Here is an 18,078-nt window from a genome sequence, read left to right on the forward strand (position 1 = left end):
CGCAGCGCTAGCCAGTCTTGAAAGGGACATGGCTGCTGTCAGAGCGCGGCATGCACACGATGCCGCCCAGCCGGGCGCGCCTGGCTCGGGGATGTCAGCTGGGCCACGACGGTGCCATTGGTGCCATGCACCGCCGCTGTCGTCAGTGCGCAGCAGCGCCCTGCGCTGGTCGGCTGCTCACGCGCAACACGCCCGGCGCAGCGACCACGCGCAGGTTGGGTTGGTCGTCGAGAAACGCGCGCAGCGAGGCGACATCGTCGCCGCGCAGGTTACCGGTGAGCCGCAACGCGCCGGCGGCGGCATCGTCGATGAGCAGGCGGGTGCGATTGAGCCGATTGAAATCCTCCGCCACAGTGGTCAGCGGTGCATCGCGGAACACGATGCGCCGCTGCCACCACGCATGCATCGCGGCGACATCCTCGTTGGACACGTCGACCCGGCCGGACACAGCGTCGATCCGTGCGCTCTGCCCGGCGCCCAGGTCCGCCAGCATCGGCTGCTGCTTGCGGTCATCGCGCCACACGTGCACGCGGCCCTCGGTGACTTCGATGCGTGCCTGCTGCCGATACAACGCAATATCGAAGGTGGTGCCGATATCTTCCACACGCAGACGGCCCGCATACACCTGCAACCGACGGGGGTCCTGGGCCACTTCAAAGCTGGCCTGACCCTGCAGCAATTGCAGGCGACGACTCCACGGCGTCATGGTCGCGCGCACGCTGCTCAGCGCGTTCAGATGCACCACGCTGCGATCGGCCAATTGCACGCGGCGCTGCTCGCCATGCGCGGTGGCATAGGTCTGCGTGCGCGGCCACGCCCAGCCGGTCAAGACCGCCACACCGCACACCGCTGCGGCCAAACCCAGGCTCCAGCCGCGGACACGCGCACTGCGTTGACCATCGGTGCGGCCCGGCGGCGGCGCATGTCGAGGCTGTTGTGGGAGTGGTTGTGGCAATCGCGACGGCAACGGCAACACGATCACATTGCGCGACGCTGCAGCCGCACGCGTGCGGCGATCGCCATCGAGCAAGGCATCCACATCCAGCTGCATGCCACGCAAGGCATCGCCTAGCTCACCGGCCACACGCAGCACGGCCATGTACTCGCGCACATGCAGCGGCGATGCGGTCAGCCATTGCATGAAGCTGGCTTGCTGCAACGCATCCAGCGCCTGCATGCGTTGCAGTGCATGCCAGTGCGCGGCCTCGCTCGCAGCCCTGCGGGTGGCCCAAAGACGCGTACTCACCAGCTCTCCCCGCTGTCGGCAACCGCCTGCCTGCACGCCGACAAACCACGTACCACATGTTTCTTGACCATATGTGCAGACACGCCCATGCGCTCGGCGATCTGCTTGTAGCTGAGCCCATCGCGGTACTGCATCACCAGCACCGCGCAGGTGCGCTCGGGCAAGGTGGCCAACAAGGCCTGCAATCGTTGTTGGCGCTGCTGACGGTGCGCGGCGTCTTCCACATCCTCGCCTGCGGCCAGCAACTGCGAAAACTGTTCCATTTCTTCGATCTGCAACGGCGCCTGCTTGCGGCGCACCGCCTGCTCGCGCGCAAGATTCAGCGCCACCGTGTACAGATAGGCTTCCGGATTGGCGATGCCCTCGCCCTGATCCTGCTGCGCGCGCAACAGGCGTAGATAGGTTTCCTGCACCAGGTCCTCGGCGTCCTCCTTGGCACCGCGGCGCACAAAAAAACCGCGCAGCACAGATCCGTGCTGCGTGAACACCTGGGTCCACGCGCGGCTGGCGTTGGCTTTCATCGTGCGCGCTCCCCTTGCGCTGGGTGGGCTAGCCTGGCCAATTCAGGTGACACCACGATGACGCGCAACGCGCAACGCACCTGCAAAGCGGGCCACTGCGCTGCGCAACCAATTGCCCATTGCACGCCATCGCAACGCAGCTGAGCGAACGCCACAGCATTGCGATTGGCGTGCGCAAGCGCGATCGAGCATCGCTACATCTACACCGTCCCTACACCGCACCTTGACCCTAGGCGCGTCAAGGTGAGCCCCTCCTCCCAGCCATCGCCACGGGGTTCGCATGAATGCCACGCCCGCCACTGCCAATCACACGGCGCCGGCAATCGCCACCGCTGCGCCGACTTACCCGGTCAACCTGCGCATCAACGGCCAGCCCTATCAATTGCAATTGGAAGCCTGGATCAGCCTGCTCGATCTGCTGCGCGATCGGCTCGATCTCACCGGCACCAAAAAGGGCTGCGATCACGGCCAATGCGGTGCATGCACGGTGCTGGTCGACGGCCGTCGCATCAACAGCTGCCTGACGTTAGCGGTGATGCAGGACGGCGCCGACGTCACCACCGTCGAGGGTCTGGCCGATGGCGACCAGCTGCATCCGCTGCAGCGCGCCTTCATCGCGCACGATGCGTTTCAGTGCGGGTATTGCACGCCGGGGCAACTGTGTTCTGCGGTTGGCCTGCTCAATGAAGGAAAAGCGCACGACCGCGATCAGGTACGCGAACTGATGAGCGGCAACCTCTGCCGGTGCGGTGCGTATCCGCAGATCACCGATGCGGTGATGGAAGTGATGGGCAAGCCCAGCGACAGCAGCGACAGCAGCGACAGCGCTGCCACGCCGTGGACGCCCGGGACGGTGCCGGCATGATCCCGCTCAGCTACGCGCGCCCAGACAGCGTGGATGCCGCACTCGCTGCCATCGCATCGCGCGGCAACGACCCGCAGCCGGTGCCATCCGACGCATCCGTGCGCCTGATCGCCGGCGGCACCAACCTCACCGACTTGATGAAGCTGCAGCTGATGCGCCCCAGCAGCCTGGTCGACATCAATCGCTTGCCGCTGGACAGCATTACCACGCTGCCGGAGGGCGGCCTGCGCCTGGGCGCGCTCGCACGCAATGCCGATACCGCGTACCACCCTGAAGTCGAGACGCGCTACCCGTTGCTGAGCGCGGCAATCCTGGCAGGCGCGTCGCCGCAGATCCGCAACATGGCCAGCAACGGCGGCAATCTGTTGCAACGTACGCGCTGCCTGTATTTCTACGATCACGCCACACCTTGCAACAAGCGTGCACCCGGCAGCGGGTGTTCGGCCATTGGCGGGCTGACCAAGTACAACGCCATTCTCGGCACCAGCGCGCACTGCATCGCCACGCATCCGTCGGATATGTGCGTGGCATTGGCCGCGCTGAATGCAGTCGTCCATGTGCAAGGCCCGCAAGGCGAACGCGACATTGCCTTTGCCGATTTTCATCGGTTGCCTGGAGATCATCCGGAACTGGACAGCACGCTGGCGCCGGACGAGTTGATCGTGCATATCGATCTGCCCGACGCGCAGCGCTTTGTCGCCCATAGCGCCTATCTGAAAATCCGCGAGCGCCTGTCGTATGCGTTTGCACTGGTGTCGGTGGCTGCTACGCTGGATTTGAACGATGACGGCAGCATTGGCGAGGTGCGTGTCGCACTGGGCGGGGTGGCGCATAAGCCGTGGCGCAATCCCGATGCAGAAGCGCACCTGGTGGGATTGCCAGCAACCGCAGATACCTTCGCAGCTCTGGCCGATGTCTTGCTGCAAGGTGCACAAGCGCAGGGCGAAAACGCCTTCAAGCTGCCAATGGCGCGCTGCGCCATCGTGCGCGCACTCGAGGTCGCACGCGAGGGCACCACCGACAACCGCGGGCGCACCAGTGCGCTGGAGCAAGCGCCATGAACGCACGCAGCACTGATCTGTCCAACAGCGAATTGACGCCGCCGGTCGCCGATCAAGGCACCGGCTTCCGCCCCACCGGCACTGGTGTGCCGCGCATCGATGGGCGTGCAAAAGTCACCGGCCAGGCACGCTATGCCGCCGAGTGGCCGGTACCGGATCTGGCCTATGGCGTGGTGGTCAGCAGCACGATCGCCAAGGGCACGATTGTCGGCTTCGATCTGGCTGCCGCACGCGCGGTGCCGGGTGTGCTGGAGATCATCACCCACGACAATCGCCCGCACATGCGTGGCATGGATCTGTTCTACAAGGACATGACCGCGCCGGCCGGCTCGCCGTTTCGCCCCCTGTACGACAACACCGTGCGCTACAGCGGGCAGCCGGTGGCGCTGGTGGTGGCAGACACGTTCGAGGCTGCGCGCCATGCAGCGCATCTGGTGCAGGTGGAGTACGCGCAAGAGCCGCACGCAACCAACTTGATGACCAATCTGGAGCGTGCGCACAAACCCAAGGCGTTGAAGGCAGGCTTTTCGCCACCGCCCAAGGACAAGGGCGAGCCGGACACTGCCTTTGTCAATGCCGCCTGTCAGGTGCAGGCCGATTACTACAACGGCGTGGAGCACCACAACCCGATGGAGTTGTTCGCCTCCACCGTGATCCGTGAGGAAGACGGGCACTTCACCATCTACGACAAGACCCAGGGCTCGCAGAACAGCCGTTGGTATGTGTCGCATGTGTTCGGCCTGAGCAAGCGCAAGGTCACCGTGCGCAACCCATATGTGGGCGGCGCGTTCGGCTCCGGCCTGCGGCCGCAATATCAGCTGGCGCTGGCGGTGATGGCGTCGATCAAGCTGGATCGCTCGGTGCGTGTGGTGATGACGCGGCAACAGATGTTTACCTTCGGCCATCGCCCGGAAACCGTGCAGCGGCTCAAGCTCGGTGCCGACCGCGATGGCAGCTTGCGCGCCATCTGGCACGAGGCCATCGCCGAGACCTCGCGCATCGAAGATTACGTCGAGGTGGTGGTCAACTGGAGCGGACAGCTCTACGCCTGCGACAACGTGCATCTTGGCTACAACCTGGTCAGCCTGGATCAGTACAGCCCGATGGACATGCGCGCGCCCGGTGCCACTCATGGCATGCATGCGCTGGAAGTGGCGATGGACGAGCTGGCCTACGAAGTCGGCATCGATCCGCTGGCGCTGCGGCTGAAGAATTACGCCGAGATCAATCCAGCCGATGACAAGCCGTTTTCCAGCAAGGCGTTGCGCGAGTGCTACCAGCAAGGTGCCGAGCGCTTTGGATGGGGACAGCGTCCGCCGCAGCCGCGCGCACGCAAGGAAGGCCGCGAGTGGGTCGGCTGGGGCATGGCCACCGGGCAGTGGGATGCGATGCAGATGTTTGCGCGCGCCCATGCCGTGCTGCACGCCGATGGCCGACTGGTGGTGAGCAGTGCCGCCAGCGATATCGGCACCGGCACCTACACGGTGATGGCGATGATCGCTGCCGAAGCGCTGGGCCTTCCGCTGGAACAGGTGACCTTCCAGCTTGGCGACTCGACGCTGCCTGTCGCACCGATTGAAGGCGGCTCCTCGCATGTCACCACGATCGGCTCGGCGGTGGACGGTGTATGCGGCAAGTTGCGCACGCGCCTGCTGCGCCTGGCCCAGGCCTCGCCCAACTCGCGCTTTGCGCGGGTCAAGCTAGACGATGTGGTGTTCGCCGATGGCACGATTGCATTGCGTGCCGATGCCAGCAGCGCGATTGCGTTACCTGCATTGTTGCGTGCAGCCGAACTGGAGCAGATCGAAGACAAGTTCCTGCTGCTGCCCAACGTGCTCAAACAGCGCAAATACACACGTGCCACGCACGCTGCGGTGTTTGTGGAAGTGCGCGTGGACGAGGAGCTGGGCAGCGTGCGGGTGACGCGTGTAGTCAGCGCGATTGCTGCGGGGCGCATTCTCAACCCGACCACCGCGCGCAGCCAGATCATCGGCGGTGTGGTGTGGGGCATCGGCCAGGCCTTGCACGAACATACCCAGGCCGATCACCGCTTCGGCCGCTTCATGAATCACGATCTGGCGCAGTATCACGTCTCCGCCAATGCCGACATCCACGACATCGAGGTGATCTTTGCCGACGAAGACGACCGCGTGGTCAGCAGCCTGGGGGCGAAAGGCGTCGGCGAGATCGGCCAGGTGGGTGTGTCGGCAGCCATCTGCAATGCCATCTTCCACGCCACCGGCAAACGCATCCGCAGCACGCCAATGACGCCGGACAAGGTGATGGCAGACTGAGCGACCTGCTGCGGGATCTCAGGATCTCGCAGTCAGGGCTGATGGCGTCTCCCAACGGGCTCGACATCGCACGATGTCGGGCCCGCTGCGTGATTACGAACGCGCCTTGCAAGCACAAGCTAACCCGGCTCAATCACTCAAACAGATGCACACCGCATAGCTCGCCGACATCCGGCAGGCGCCATCACGCATCTGTCGCCGTTGAGCACACGACACAGTGCCGCTTGACGACTGACGTCAAAACACGATGACCAATCCAGATCAACACGCCGCACCAACCATCTCACCTGTACGCCAACAGCATCACCGTCCGCGCACGGCCTTCTTCTTGCCCGGCGTCTGCGCACTGCCCGCCTGCACCGTGGACAAGGCCATGGTGATCAGACCAGCGATCAAACGCCGCAACACCGCTTCGTTATCCGCCGATGCCTTGAGGCTGGTGGTGGTAAGCCGCAGGATGTAGGCAAGATCGGCTGCCGACATCGCGCTGTTGCCGCGCACATGCGGGCGCAGCAGCTGCACCAGGGTGTCTTCCATCTGCTGGTACAGCGCATCCAGCGCGTCGGGCGCATACACGCCGCAGTTGGCAACCAGATCCATCCCGTTTTCAGAATCGATCACCGCAGCCACCGGCTCCAGCACCCAGATATCGAACAACTGCCGTAACTGGGTCTGCAGGTCCTGCGTATCGCGTACGCGCTGCGCCGTTGCGGCCGCGCAAATGTCGCGCTGACGCACGACCTGCGCGGCAAAGATCGCCTCCTTGTTGGGGAACGTGGCATACAGCGACGGCCGCGACATCTGCGCAGCCTGGGCGATGTCGCTCATGCTCACCTTGCGGTAGCCATGCCGTAGAAACAGCTGCAGCGCGGTCTCCATGACACGCGCCTCCTTGCTTTCGGCAGGTGCTGTGGCGGGGGTAGCCGCCTTCTTCGTTGACTTTACACTTGACATTATTTGTAAATACGTAAATCTTACACGTTCCGCCAATTGTAAAGCACAGCGACCGCCATGACCTCTGCCAATCCGCACACCAGCGGCGCAAGCCGCACTACCCGCGCCTATGCAGCGCTCGAAAAAGAAGGCGCCATGGTGCCGTGGCAGTTCGAACGCCGCGCGGTACGCGCCACCGATGTCGCAATCAAGGTGCTGTTCTGCGGCGTCTGCCATTCGGACCTGCACTCGATTAACAAGTGGGCAAGCGAATACCCGCTGGTGCCGGGCCATGAAATCGTTGGCGAAGTGATCGAGCTGGGCGCGGAGGTCGAAGGCTTTACGTTGGGCCAGCGCGTGATGATCGGCACCATCGTCGACTCCTGCCGGCACTGCGCGCCGTGTCAGGCGCATGACGAAGTGTATTGCCACGCCTTCCCCACCCTGACCTTCGATGGTGTGGATCGCGTGGACGGCAGCCGCACGCGCGGCGGCTATTCGGAGTACTACGTGTCCGACGCTCGCTTCGTCTACCCATTGCCCGACGGCCTGGACCCGGCGGCCGCCGCGCCATTGCTGTGCGCCGGCATCACCTGCTTTGCTCCGCTGCACCGCTACGGCATTGGCCCCGGCCAGACCGTCGGCGTGGTCGGCATCGGCGGGCTTGGCCATCTCGGCATCAAGTTCGCCCGTGCCATGGGCGCGCATGTCGTCGCCTTTACCACCTCGCCGAAGAAAGCCGCCGAAGCGCACCGTCTGGGCGCGCACGAGGTGGTGGTCTCCACCGATGCGGCGCAAATGCAGGCGCAGGCCTACCGCTTCGATTTCATCCTCGACACCGTATCGCGCAGCTACCCCATGAACGACATGCTCAAGGCGCTCAATCTCGACGGCACGCTGTGCACGCTGGGCCTGCCCGACCAACTGGATTTCCGCCCGGTGTTGCTGGCCATGAGCCGCCGCAAGGTCACCAGCTCCGGCACCGGCGGCACCGCCGACACCCACAGCATGCTCGCGTTCTGCCAGCAGCACGGCATCGTGGCCGATATCGAATTGATCAAACTGCAGGACATCAACGCTGCATTCGAGCGCGTCCACAACAACGACGTGCACTACCGCTTTGTGATCGATCTGCAAGCATCGGCCTTGTAAGCGGACAGCCGCGCAATGCCGGCGCGGCCGGTGCGCGTGCCGGCATTACATAGGTGCGTTGCAACGTCGGCCCGATGCGCAAACCGGCCTTCCCCAAGTCCAAGATCCGATGCGAACCCAATCGGCCGCAGGGCATCACGCTGATGTAGCGTGAGCGCATCTTCCGCCCAGCAAGGTTCCCGCATGCCTGCGCGCACTGCACGTCGCGAGTTGCTCCGTGGTGCGGCCACGCTCGCGGTGCTTTCCTGCATTCCCAGCGGCTGGGCGTTGCCACCGGGGCCATTACGTGGGCCGGTCTTTATCGAGGCGTTGATCGCGCGCATGAGCGTGGAAGAAAAGGCCGGCCAGCTCAGTCTTTTCAGTTCTGCAGAACAGGTCGACAAGGCGATTAACGCCAACCCGGCGAGCAAGGATGGGGCCGGGCGCAACCAGTTGGCCGCGGCGCGGGCCGGGCAGCTAACCGGCGTGTTCAACGGCTCCAATGTGCGCTGGCATCGGCAGCTGCAAGAGGCTGCGCTGACTGGCCGCAGTGTGCCACCGGCACGCCGGTCGTGCTGCTGAGCACCGGCCGTACGCTCGCGCTGCAAGGCCCGGCCCTGCAGAGCGCGGCGATCCTGGTCACCTGGTTTTTGGGCTCGGAAGCCGGCAATGCAATTGCCGATATCGTGGTCGGTGTGCACGCGCCCTCTGGCCGCTTGCCGGTGAGTTTTCCCCACGCCGCAGGCCAGGTGCCCTACACCTATGCGCACCCGCCCAGCGGCCGCCCCAACCTGGATCCGCACGGCTTGCAGCGGTACACCACGCATGACCGCGACGTGCCCAACACGGCGCTGTTCCCGTTTGGCCATGGCCTGACCTACGGGCGCATCGCCTACACCGATCTGCAGCTAAGCGCACCGCAGATGACGGCGACCGGCAGCCTGCAAATCACCGCACGCATCAGCACCCATGGCAGCCGCGACGCCGACGAAGTGGTGCAGCTCTATCTGCGCGACCGCACGGCCAGCGTTGCCCGCCCGGTGCGTGAGCTCGAGGACTTCCGCAAGGTCAGGGTGCCTGCCGGCGGTAGCGTCAGCGTGCAGTTCGAGCTGCGTCGCGCGCATCTGGTGTTTGTCGGGCAGGCAATGACCCCGATCGTGGAGCCGGGCCTGTTCGATGTGTGGCTTGCGCCATCTGCCGAAGCCGATGGCGTGCATGCGCAATTCTAGTTGTTGGGCTGAGTCACCAACAAAGCGCAGCGGGCCGCTGCCAATCGGGCATGGATGGCGCACAGGCGCCACGGGGCGGCCGAGGTGCATGGCACCGTCGAGCACAGGCAGCGCGCGTTCGCTGCTGGCGGTCACTTCATCGGTTGCTCCAAGCGCGCCGCTGCTGAGACCGCCGCTGCACCGGCTGATGTTGCGAGTGCTCGACAACCGCGGCGCATCGGATGTCGCCGCGTGCTATTCCCCGGCCAGCACCTGTGCCAGGAACGGCGCGGTGCGGCTGGCACGGTGCCGCGCAACCGCATCCGGCGTGCCTGCAACCACCACGTTGCCGCCGGCACCGCCTGCGCCCGGCCCCATGTCCAGCACCCAATCGCTGCTGGCGGCCGCGCGCATGTCGTGCTCGACCACGATCACCGTATTGCCGGCGTCCACCAGTCCTTGCAGCTGGGTCATCAAAGTATCCACGTCGGACGGATGCAGGCCGGTGGTGGGCTCGTCCAGCACGTAGACGGTGTCGCGCCGCTGGGCGCGTTGCAGTTCGGTAGCCAGCTTGATGCGCTGCGCTTCGCCACCGGACAATTCGGTGGCCGGCTGGCCCAGACGCAGATACCCCAGCCCCACTTCGCGCAACACTTGCAACGGCCGCAACACGCTGGCGTCGTCGGCAAAAAATGCCACCGCCTGATCCACCGTCATTGCCAACACCTGCGCGATGGTGTGCCCGCGCAGTTCGATCTCCAGCGTCTTGGCGTTGTAGCGCGCGCCGTGGCAGGTGGGGCACGGTGCGTATACGCTGGGCATGAACAGCAACTCCACCGACACCGAGCCTTCGCCTTCGCACGTGGCGCAGCGGCCCTTGGTGACGTTGAACGAAAATTGCCCGGGGTCGTAGCGACGACGGCGCGCAGTGGGCGTGGCCGCAAACAACTTGCGCACCGGATCGAACAAGCCGGTGTAGGTGGCCAGGTTGGAGCGCGGCGTGCGGCCGATCGGTTTCTGATCCACCCGCACCAGCCGGCGCACGCGATCGAGCCCGCCGACGATCGCACCACCCAGCGGCACCTGCGTGCCGCGCTCCAAGGGGTCCAGTGCGTCGTCCTCTTCAGACGCTGCATGACCAAGATGCGCGGCCAGCAACTCCACCAGCGCCTGGCTCACCAGCGACGACTTGCCCGAGCCGGACACACCGGTCACCGTGGTGAACACGCCCAACGGCAGATCCACATCCAGCGCGCGCACGTTGTTGCGGGTAATGCCGCGCAGCTGCAGCCAACCGGTCGCGGCACGCGCATGGCTTAGCACCGCTGGTGGCGTGCCGAACAGATAACGCCGCGTGGACGATGCCGCCACCGCCTCCAGACCCGCTGGCGGCCCGCTGTAAAGCACCTGCCCGCCATGGACGCCGGCCGCAGGGCCCACGTCCACAATCCAGTCGGCATGGCGGATCACATCCACCTCGTGCTCGACCACGAACACCGAATTACCCGCCGCCTTCAACTGGTCCAGCGCGCCCAGCAGCGCCTGCGCATCGGCCGGGTGCAAGCCCGCCGATGGCTCGTCCATCACATACACCACGCCGAACAACTGCGAGCGGATCTGCGTAGCAAGCCGCAGGCGTTGCAGCTCGCCCGGCGACAGCGTGGGCGTGCTGCGCTCCAGGCTGAGATAACCCAGGCCCAGCGCCTGCACCACCGCGATCCGTGCGCGCAAATCCTCGGCAATCCGTTGCGCGGCGATCACCTGTTCCGGGTGCTGCGTGGCGCCCTTCTTTTTTGCCTGCGTCCGCACATCGGCATCGGCGGCCGGGCGCAACAGTTCGGCGACTTCATCCAGCGGCCTGCGCGACAACTCGCCGATATCCAGCCCTGCGAAGGTCACCGACAACGCCTCGCGTCGCAGCCGCTTGCCATCGCATTGCGGGCACAGCGTGCTGACCAGATACTGCGCAACGCGCTTTTTCATCTGCGCGCTCTGCGTGCTGGCAAAGGTGTGCAACACATAGCGCCGCGCACTGGTAAAGGTGCCCATGTAGCTGGGCTCTTCCTTGCGTTTGAGTGCGCGCTTGACCTCGTCCAGGCTGTAGCCGGCATACACCGGCACCACCGGTTGCTCATCGGTGTACAGAATCCAGTCGCGGGTTTTCTTCGGCAGCGTGTGCCACGGCACATCTACATCGTGGCCCAGCGTGGTGAGGATGTCGCGCTGGTTCTGCCCATGCCAGGCGCCCGGCCAGGCAGCCACCGCGCGCTCGCGGATGCTCAGGCTGCGGTCGAGCACCATGGTGGTTTCGGTGGCGTCGTAGATGCGGCCCAGGCCGTGACAGGTGGGACAGGCACCGGCCGGCGTATTGGGCGAAAACCCGTCCGCATAGATGATCTCCTGCCCCGGCGGATAACTGCCTGCACGCGAATACAGCATGCGCAGCGAGTTAGAAATGGTGGTGACGCTGCCTACCGACGAGCGCGCACTCGGTGCGCCGCGTGCCTGCTGCAGGGCCACCGCTGGTGGCAGCCCGTCGATGGCATCCACCTCCGGCACGCCTACCTGGTCGATCAGGCGACGCGCATACGGCGAAATCGAATCCAGATAGCGGCGCTGCGCCTCGGCAAAGATAGTGCCGAACGCCAGCGACGACTTGCCCGAACCAGAGACACCGGTGAACACCACCAGCGCATCGCGCGGAATGTCCACGTCCACATTCTTGAGGTTGTGCTCGCGCGCACCACGCACGCGTACCAGGCCGGAGGAAGACGACATTGCGTTAGACATGACTAGCGAACCGACATTCGACAGCGTCATAGCCTAGCGCGGCATGCATGCAGCCGATGTCGTTGCAACATCGTAGCGTCGTTTAGATGCAGGCAGATGCTTGGACCAAAAGCGAGGTTGGTCGACGGCGCGGTGCCCTCACCGCTCGCGGGACACGCCGTGAATCCATCCGTGGAAGCTCGGTGGCGGCATCCATGCCGCCACACGGTCCCGCCAGCGGCGAGGACACCGCACCAGAGAGTTGGTCGGGCGCCAGATGAAAAGCGGGCCATTTCGCGACCTGCGTTGGCTTGCTGGTACGAGTCGCACAGCTGCATCTGAGCCAGCGAGTTAAAAGCGACTAACAAAACGTAGCGAGCAGTCGTCAGGTGGGTGCGGACGTCGCGCAGGAACCGGAGTGTACGAGTGGTACATGCTGATTCCGAGCACCGGCCGCGCCCGCCTGGCGGTGAGCACAGTCGTTTTGGTAGCTGCTCTAAAAGCACACCATGCATCTTGCGACTCTGCACACCGACCATCTCCGGTGGTCCTTGCCCGCCTACCATCGCGGGACCTTACGCGGCATGGATGCCGCGTAAGAGCTTACAAGGACGTACTTGCAGCGTGTCCCGCGATGGTGGGCGGACAAGGGCCCTGCAGCCAGGCCGCAACTCAGCCGCTCTGCAATCGACGCATCGAGACCGTAAATCGCACCTGGCAAGCTGGTCGTGGATCGATGGGAACCGCACCCCGGCCGCGCGCACCTGGCGGTGAGCGCAGTCGTGTTGCCGGCTGCTCTACAACGTGCTCATCCCAGCGCGTGCGTCGGCGCCGGCTGCTCGCCGGTATCCGCAAGTGCCTGCATGCGCATGACAACGCCACTAAACAGCCGCGCGGTGGCGGCATCGCGCGTGCGAAAGATGGCTTCCAGTTCACCGTAGTACCACAGCGTGCCCTCGCGCCCGGCGGTGAACACGTTGAAGATGTCCTGGCCCACGGCGGGGTTTTCCAGGTCCTGCACAATGGTGCGCGCGTTATAGAGCTTGTCGCAGCCGGACACCAGCAGCGCACGCTCGGGTGTCTTACGCAGGTGCTCCAGGTAGGCCTGCTTGCGCTCGCGCCAATCGCGTTTGCGCGCACGCTCGGTGTTGTCCACCTCCGCCTTGTCTTCGGCAGTGGCATCGGTACACGCCATCACGATGTCGGCCACGGTATCGCCGAACTGCGCGCGGATCGAGGCCTCGTGCCCGCCGCCGCAGTCTTCCACCACATCGTGCAGCAAACCGGCAATGGCCTGCTCTTCATCGCCACCGCATTCCAGCACCAGCGTAGACACGCCGAGTAAATGGCTCAGATATGGAATCTGCGTGCCCTTGCGCACCTGTCCGGCATGGGCGATGCGCGCGTAATCCACGGCCTGAGCGTAACGTTCGGTGAGAGCGGTCATTGGGCGTCCGATGCGAGCGATGGCACATTATCGCCGAGCCCGACCACGCGCAGGGTGAGGATGCTGCGATGCGCAATTTGGGCTCAATGACGCGCCATTGCGGCCGATAGGATCAAGAGCAGCAAACAAAAGGATTGTGCAGCCGCCAGGCGGGCGCGGCCGGTGCTCGGAATCAGCGTGTACCACTCGTACACCCGGTTCTGAGCGCGCGGTCCACATCCACCTGAAGACTGCTCGCTATGTTGTGTTAGCCACTCTAAGCTCGATCCACGCCGTACGATTTTCTCTACGCCATGACCCAACTTCCTGTTTGCAACGCCTGCCGCGACGGCCACGACTTTCCCACCGCCATCACCATGGCCTTCCAGCCGATCGTGGACGTCTCCACGCGCAGCATCTATGCCGGCGAGGCACTGGTGCGCGGCGTCAACGGCGAGTCGGCCGGCAGCATCCTGGCCGCCGTGGATGAGCGCAACCGCTATGCCTTCGACCAGGCCTGCCGTATCAAGGCGATCGAATGCGCCGCGCAGATCGCGCTACCAGCGCTGCTGTCGATCAACTTCATGCCCAATGCGGTCTACAACCCCGAGCACTGCCTGCGTGCCACGCTCTCGGCCACTGCGCAACATGGCTGGCCGCTGGACGCGATCATCTTCGAGGTCAGCGAGCAGGAACACCTCACCGACCCCGCGCATCTGCTGGACATCCTGCGCACCTATCAGGCGCGCGGCCTGAAGACCGCCATCGACGACTTCGGCGCCGGCTATGCCGGGCTCGGCCTGCTGGCCGACTTCCAGCCGGACCTGCTCAAGCTGGACATCGCCCTGATCCGCGGCATCGACACCGACCGCAGCCGCCAGGCGATCGTGCGCCACGTCACCCGCATGTGCGAAGAACTCGGCATCGCCGTGATCGCCGAAGGCATCGAACAACCCGACGAATACCACACCCTGCGCGACATGGGCATCCACCTGCAGCAAGGCTACCTGTTCGCCAGACCGCAGATCGGCCTGCTACCGCAGGTACAGTGGCCGGAGTGAGTGCGTGCAGGCGTGCGCATGAGTGAAACGAAACAGAACGCTCATCATCTCGCCTCATCAACGATCAGCCACACACCACCCAAACACGTAAGACCTCAGCAGCACAAAAACCGCTCCAACGATTCCCCACTCCCGATTCCCGATTCCCAGCGGCGCGCCAGCCAACCATCAGCACCCCACCAACCCGACGCGCCGCTCACACATACCGCGGAATCGGCCCCAGCTGCGGCGTCTGATCGGGTAGCTCCACTTCCACTTCGTCCACATAGCACCAGCCCCAGCCTTCTGGTGGGTCGTAGCCTTCGATGATGGGATGGCCGGTGGCGTGATAGTGCGCGGTGGCATGGCGATGCGGGGAGTCGTCGCAGCAGCCCACGTGGCCGCAGATGCGGCACAGGCGCAGATGCACCCAGGCGCTATCGATGGCAAGACACTCTTCGCAGCCGCGCGCACTCGGCGTGACCTCTTCAATCTGCGTGGTGTGGGTGCACTGGTGGCTCATGCGGTGGTCGACTCCTGATTGGCGCTGGCAAGTTCGGAGGCCGGCACCGGGTTGGCCTGATGGGCGAGATATTGATGGATCTGTGCGACCACGGCGGCACCCTCGCCCACCGCAGCCGCCACGCGCTTGACCGAGCCGGCACGCACATCGCCGATGGCGAACACGCCGGGGCGATTGGTTTCCAGCGGCAGACACGCCGGCACGCCGTCGCCACGCGCAGTGCCGGTAATGACGAAGCCACGCGCGTCGGTGTCCACGCATTGCTGCACCCACGCGGTATTGGGATCGGCGCCGACAAACAAAAATAGGTGCCGCAACTCCACGCGCGTGGTTGCACCATCGCCGCGCGTCCGCAGCACGGCAGCCTGCAGGCCGCGATCGTGGTCGCCTTCCAGCGCGGTCACTTCGGTGCCGGTATGCAGGTGCACATTGGGCAACGCGGCAATGCGCTCGATCAGGTATTGCGACATCGAGGCTTCCAGCCCGGTGCCGCGAATGATCAGGTGCAGTTCCTTGACGCGCGGCGCTAAAAACGCCACCGCCTGCCCTGCAGAATTGCCCCCGCCCACCAGCGCCACCACGCCGCCCTCGCACAGGCGCGCTTCCACCGGCGAGGCCCAGTACGACACGCCGTGTCCCTCGAAGCGATCCAGCCCTTCGATCTGCGGGCGTCGATAGCGCGCGCCCGAGGCGATCACCACGGTGCTGGCCAGCAGCTGCTTGCCGTCGGCCAGATCCAGACGCAGCGCGCCATCGTCGCGACTGCACTCCAGCGTTGCCGCTTCGATCGGGATGGCCAACTCCGCACCAAATTTCAGTGCCTGGTTATAAGCGCGGCCGGCCAGCGCCTGCCCGGAAATCCCGGTCGGAAAGCCCAGATAATTTTCGATGCGTGCCGATGCGCCGGCCTGCCCGCCGATGGCGCGCTGGTCCATCACCAGCACCGACAAGCCTTCGGACGCGGCGTAGACCGCCGTCGCCAGACCCGCAGGGCCGGCGCCCACAATCGCCACGTCGTAGCGCTTGTCCGGGTCGATATCCGGCGTCATGCCCAGGCAATGCGCGGCTTCGGCATCGCTGGGCTGGCGCAGCACGCGGCCGCTGGGGCAGACCATCACCGGCAGATCGTGCTTCTGGATGCCCAGCCGCTCGACCAGGGCGCGGCCGTCGGCATCGGACACATCCATCACCGTGTTGGGATAGCCGTTACGGGTCAAGAACCCCTGTAACCGGGTCAGATGCGGATCGTCCGGCGCGCCGATCAAGACCGACCCCGACGCATCGCCTTCGATCAGGCCCACGCGGCGCAGGATCAACGCACGCATCACCACCTCGCCCACTTCGGCCGAACTGATCATCAGCGCGCGCAGATGCGCGGTGTCGAAGGGCAGCGCCAGGCAGCCGTCGGTCCCCGCACGTCCAGCCGCCAGCGATGCGCGACCGGCCAGTTGACTCACCTCACCGGTGAACTGGCCGGGCGTGTGCCGGGTAATCGGCTTTTCGTTGCCGAGCCCGTCGCGGCGCACCACCTCGATGGCGCCCTCCAGCACCACCCAGACCGGTGCGTGCGCGTCGCCGACCTCGAACACGATCTCGCCGGCGTCGAACCGCTGCGCCGACCCGCTGGCAAAGCGCCGCGTGATCGCCAACTGGCCCGCGTCCAGCTCGGGAAACATCTGATGGTGACGGGTATCGTCCAGAGGCATGGATCGGCAGCATTTGAGGGGGGATTGCATGCAAGCATGGCCAGTGGTGACGGCAATGGCAATCACCCGAAATGGGCAATGTCAGGCATGACAGACAAGACAGAGTGGCAAGCGCACGCGAGCGCAGGCAGCTGCCAGAGACGCGCGTGCAGGTCGTTGTAAAACCACCCGCGCTCAGCCAAGCACCACCGGCCAATCGACTACCCGCATGTGCATCAGCGCTGCGCCGGTTGCCAATGCGGGCCGTGCTGCCCTGCCGCCATGCGCTCGGCCGGACGCACACGAAACACAACACTCATGCGCTCGCCCACCGCCCGGCTGGTCTTGGGAATGCCATGCGTGTGCGTGAGCTGCGAGGCATGGCTCATCGCCAACAGGCTGCCCGACGCCAGCTCCACACCGATGGTGCGGCTGCGGCCATCGTTCGCACGCAGATGCATGCGCCTTGCAGCCCCCAGCGACAGCAGCGCGATGGGATGCGGCGCAAGCAGCGTGTGTAGCGCGTCGTGATGCATCGCCACGCTGTCGCGCCCATCGCGGTACAGATTCAACCCCACTGCGTTGTACGGGGCGGGCAACACCGCCTGCACCGTCTCGATCAGGCGCTGCAACGGCAGGCCGGGCGGCAAGGCCGCGTCCAACCGGTAAGAGGCCAGCAAGCGCGGCACCGCCACCATGCGGTCGTACATCTCACGCCGCTGGCTGTGCCAGTCGGCGCGCTCGCGCAGTGCCGCGAAGCACTCCAGCGCCACTGCAGGTGTCAGCAGCTGCGGCCAATAGCGCACGCCGCCTTCGGCATCGTCCAGCACCTGCAAGGGCGCGACGGGGGTGTCGAACAAATCCATCTGCGTCATATGCGGGCGAATGCCCTGGATTTCAGGTACGCGCTGTCGTTACGCAGTGCGACCACCCGACTAGTTCAGTTTCATGCTGCGGTACGCAAATGCCCCACGTGTTGTTCATGCCATGCGCTACGCGTGGTTGTCTGGAAGTTGCAGCGTCGTTCTGTGCATTGCAGCTCTCCTGCCGAGGCTGTGGTTTGCGGCGCGGCCAGCTGCGTTGAACAAGCTGCTGACAAACTCGTTGCCGTTGCCGTTGCCGTTGCCGAGCAAGTGGCACACATCACGTTGGCCGCACGCAGCGAGGCGGTGTTGCATACAGCTACTGCGTGCAGCGGCACAGCTGGCGTACGTATCGTAAGAGTTGTTCTCGTACATATCAGTGGCGAGCATGCCGAGCAGGTCAAGGCAAAGACGCGCATCGCGCACATCGATCGACGATGGCGGCGTTGCAATCTTGTTGATTGACAGGGAGTGATGCGACAAAGACAAGGCGTTGAACCATTGCGACGCTTA

Annotated in this window: 16 protein-coding genes and 2 other RNA genes; 8 read left to right on the forward strand and 10 right to left on the reverse strand. The window is 65.0% G+C overall.

Annotation, left to right across the window (positions count from 1 at the left end; translation table 11 throughout):
• Positions 1-142: 142 nt before the first annotated feature.
• The gene (locus tag ABQZ00_RS14425; RefSeq protein ID WP_323537981.1) at positions 143-1,246 is read right to left on the reverse strand and encodes a FecR family protein; all 1,104 of its coding nucleotides are present in this window, start codon (positions 1,244-1,246) and stop codon (positions 143-145) included.
• Complete coding sequence (locus ABQZ00_RS14430; RefSeq protein ID WP_115512300.1) at positions 1,243-1,767, reverse strand: RNA polymerase sigma factor; 525 nt, start codon at positions 1,765-1,767, stop codon at positions 1,243-1,245. Before ABQZ00_RS14430 ends, ABQZ00_RS14425 begins: the two co-directional genes overlap by 4 nt.
• Before the next feature lie 280 nt (positions 1,768-2,047).
• Between ABQZ00_RS14430 and ABQZ00_RS14435 the strand changes: the two genes are divergently transcribed.
• Genes ABQZ00_RS14435 through ABQZ00_RS14445 form a run of 3 tightly spaced genes read left to right on the forward strand, consistent with a single transcriptional unit; the run spans position 2,048 to position 5,987 of the window.
• Positions 2,048-2,632 (forward strand): (2Fe-2S)-binding protein, encoded by a 585-nt coding sequence (locus ABQZ00_RS14435; RefSeq protein WP_323537980.1) that lies wholly within the window; start codon positions 2,048-2,050, stop codon positions 2,630-2,632.
• Complete coding sequence (locus ABQZ00_RS14440) at positions 2,605-3,693, forward strand: FAD binding domain-containing protein (protein ID WP_323537979.1); 1,089 nt, start codon at positions 2,605-2,607, stop codon at positions 3,691-3,693. The genes ABQZ00_RS14435 and ABQZ00_RS14440 overlap by 28 nt, the downstream gene beginning before the upstream one ends.
• On the forward strand, positions 3,690-5,987 hold the full coding sequence (locus ABQZ00_RS14445; protein ID WP_323537978.1) for a xanthine dehydrogenase family protein molybdopterin-binding subunit: 2,298 nt from the start codon (positions 3,690-3,692) through the stop codon (positions 5,985-5,987). The genes ABQZ00_RS14440 and ABQZ00_RS14445 overlap by 4 nt, the downstream gene beginning before the upstream one ends.
• 303 nt (positions 5,988-6,290) lie before the next feature.
• On the opposite strand, the gene ABQZ00_RS14450 is transcribed toward ABQZ00_RS14445, so the two are convergent.
• A complete protein-coding gene (locus tag ABQZ00_RS14450) occupies positions 6,291-6,866 on the reverse strand; it encodes a TetR/AcrR family transcriptional regulator (RefSeq protein ID WP_323537977.1) in 576 nt (191 codons plus the stop codon).
• Between the two features lie 132 nt (positions 6,867-6,998).
• Here ABQZ00_RS14450 and ABQZ00_RS14455 point away from each other — a divergent pair, with 132 nt between their 5' ends.
• The 3 genes from ABQZ00_RS14455 (at position 6,999) to ABQZ00_RS14465 (ending at position 9,280) form a co-directional block, all read left to right on the forward strand.
• Positions 6,999-8,072 (forward strand): NAD(P)-dependent alcohol dehydrogenase, encoded by a 1,074-nt coding sequence (locus ABQZ00_RS14455; RefSeq protein WP_323537976.1) that lies wholly within the window; start codon positions 6,999-7,001, stop codon positions 8,070-8,072.
• A gap of 183 nt (positions 8,073-8,255) precedes the next feature.
• A complete protein-coding gene (locus tag ABQZ00_RS14460; protein ID WP_323537975.1) occupies positions 8,256-8,633 on the forward strand; it encodes a hypothetical protein in 378 nt (125 codons plus the stop codon).
• Positions 8,624-9,280 (forward strand): fibronectin type III-like domain-contianing protein, encoded by a 657-nt coding sequence (locus ABQZ00_RS14465; protein ID WP_323537974.1) that lies wholly within the window; start codon positions 8,624-8,626, stop codon positions 9,278-9,280. Before ABQZ00_RS14460 ends, ABQZ00_RS14465 begins: the two co-directional genes overlap by 10 nt.
• Positions 9,281-9,514: 234 nt before the next feature.
• Here ABQZ00_RS14465 and ABQZ00_RS14470 read toward each other — a convergent pair whose 3' ends face one another.
• From ABQZ00_RS14470 to ABQZ00_RS14480, 3 genes are all read right to left on the reverse strand, one after another.
• The gene (locus ABQZ00_RS14470) at positions 9,515-12,049 is read right to left on the reverse strand and encodes an excinuclease ABC subunit UvrA (protein ID WP_323537973.1); all 2,535 of its coding nucleotides are present in this window, start codon (positions 12,047-12,049) and stop codon (positions 9,515-9,517) included.
• A gap of 338 nt (positions 12,050-12,387) precedes the next feature.
• Positions 12,388-12,463: non-coding RNA, sX9 sRNA (locus ABQZ00_RS14475), on the reverse strand.
• A gap of 373 nt (positions 12,464-12,836) precedes the next feature.
• Positions 12,837-13,475, reverse strand: a complete 639-nt coding sequence (locus tag ABQZ00_RS14480) for an HD domain-containing protein (RefSeq protein WP_323537972.1) — start codon at positions 13,473-13,475, stop codon at positions 12,837-12,839.
• Between the two features lie 177 nt (positions 13,476-13,652).
• Between ABQZ00_RS14480 and ABQZ00_RS14485 the strand changes: the two genes are divergently transcribed.
• Together ABQZ00_RS14485 and ABQZ00_RS14490 are read left to right on the forward strand one after the other, a co-directional pair.
• Positions 13,653-13,728: non-coding RNA, sX9 sRNA (locus tag ABQZ00_RS14485), on the forward strand.
• Positions 13,729-13,768: 40 nt separating this feature from the next.
• Positions 13,769-14,515: an EAL domain-containing protein gene (locus ABQZ00_RS14490; protein ID WP_323537971.1), complete on the forward strand. Its 747-nt coding sequence runs from the start codon at positions 13,769-13,771 to the stop codon at positions 14,513-14,515.
• A gap of 196 nt (positions 14,516-14,711) precedes the next feature.
• Here the strand turns inward: ABQZ00_RS14490 and ABQZ00_RS14495 are convergent, their stop codons facing one another.
• From ABQZ00_RS14495 to ABQZ00_RS14510, 4 genes are all read right to left on the reverse strand, one after another.
• The gene (locus tag ABQZ00_RS14495) at positions 14,712-15,017 is read right to left on the reverse strand and encodes a UBP-type zinc finger domain-containing protein (protein ID WP_115512307.1); all 306 of its coding nucleotides are present in this window, start codon (positions 15,015-15,017) and stop codon (positions 14,712-14,714) included.
• Entirely contained in the window at positions 15,014-16,723 is a 1,710-nt protein-coding gene (locus tag ABQZ00_RS14500) for an FAD-dependent oxidoreductase (protein WP_323537970.1), read from the reverse strand. Before ABQZ00_RS14500 ends, ABQZ00_RS14495 begins: the two co-directional genes overlap by 4 nt.
• Positions 16,724-16,938: 215 nt before the next feature.
• Positions 16,939-17,568 carry an alpha-ketoglutarate-dependent dioxygenase AlkB gene (locus ABQZ00_RS14505; RefSeq protein ID WP_323537969.1) on the reverse strand — a complete coding sequence of 210 codons (630 nt, stop codon included), beginning with the start codon at positions 17,566-17,568 and terminating at the stop codon, positions 16,939-16,941.
• 126 nt (positions 17,569-17,694) lie between these two features.
• Positions 17,695-18,054: a hypothetical protein gene (locus ABQZ00_RS14510; protein WP_323537968.1), complete on the reverse strand. Its 360-nt coding sequence runs from the start codon at positions 18,052-18,054 to the stop codon at positions 17,695-17,697.
• Positions 18,055-18,078: the final 24 nt, after the last annotated feature.

It is taken from the genome of Xanthomonas sp. WHRI 10204 (genome assembly GCF_040202875.1).
Lineage (GTDB): Bacteria > Pseudomonadota > Gammaproteobacteria > Xanthomonadales > Xanthomonadaceae > Xanthomonas.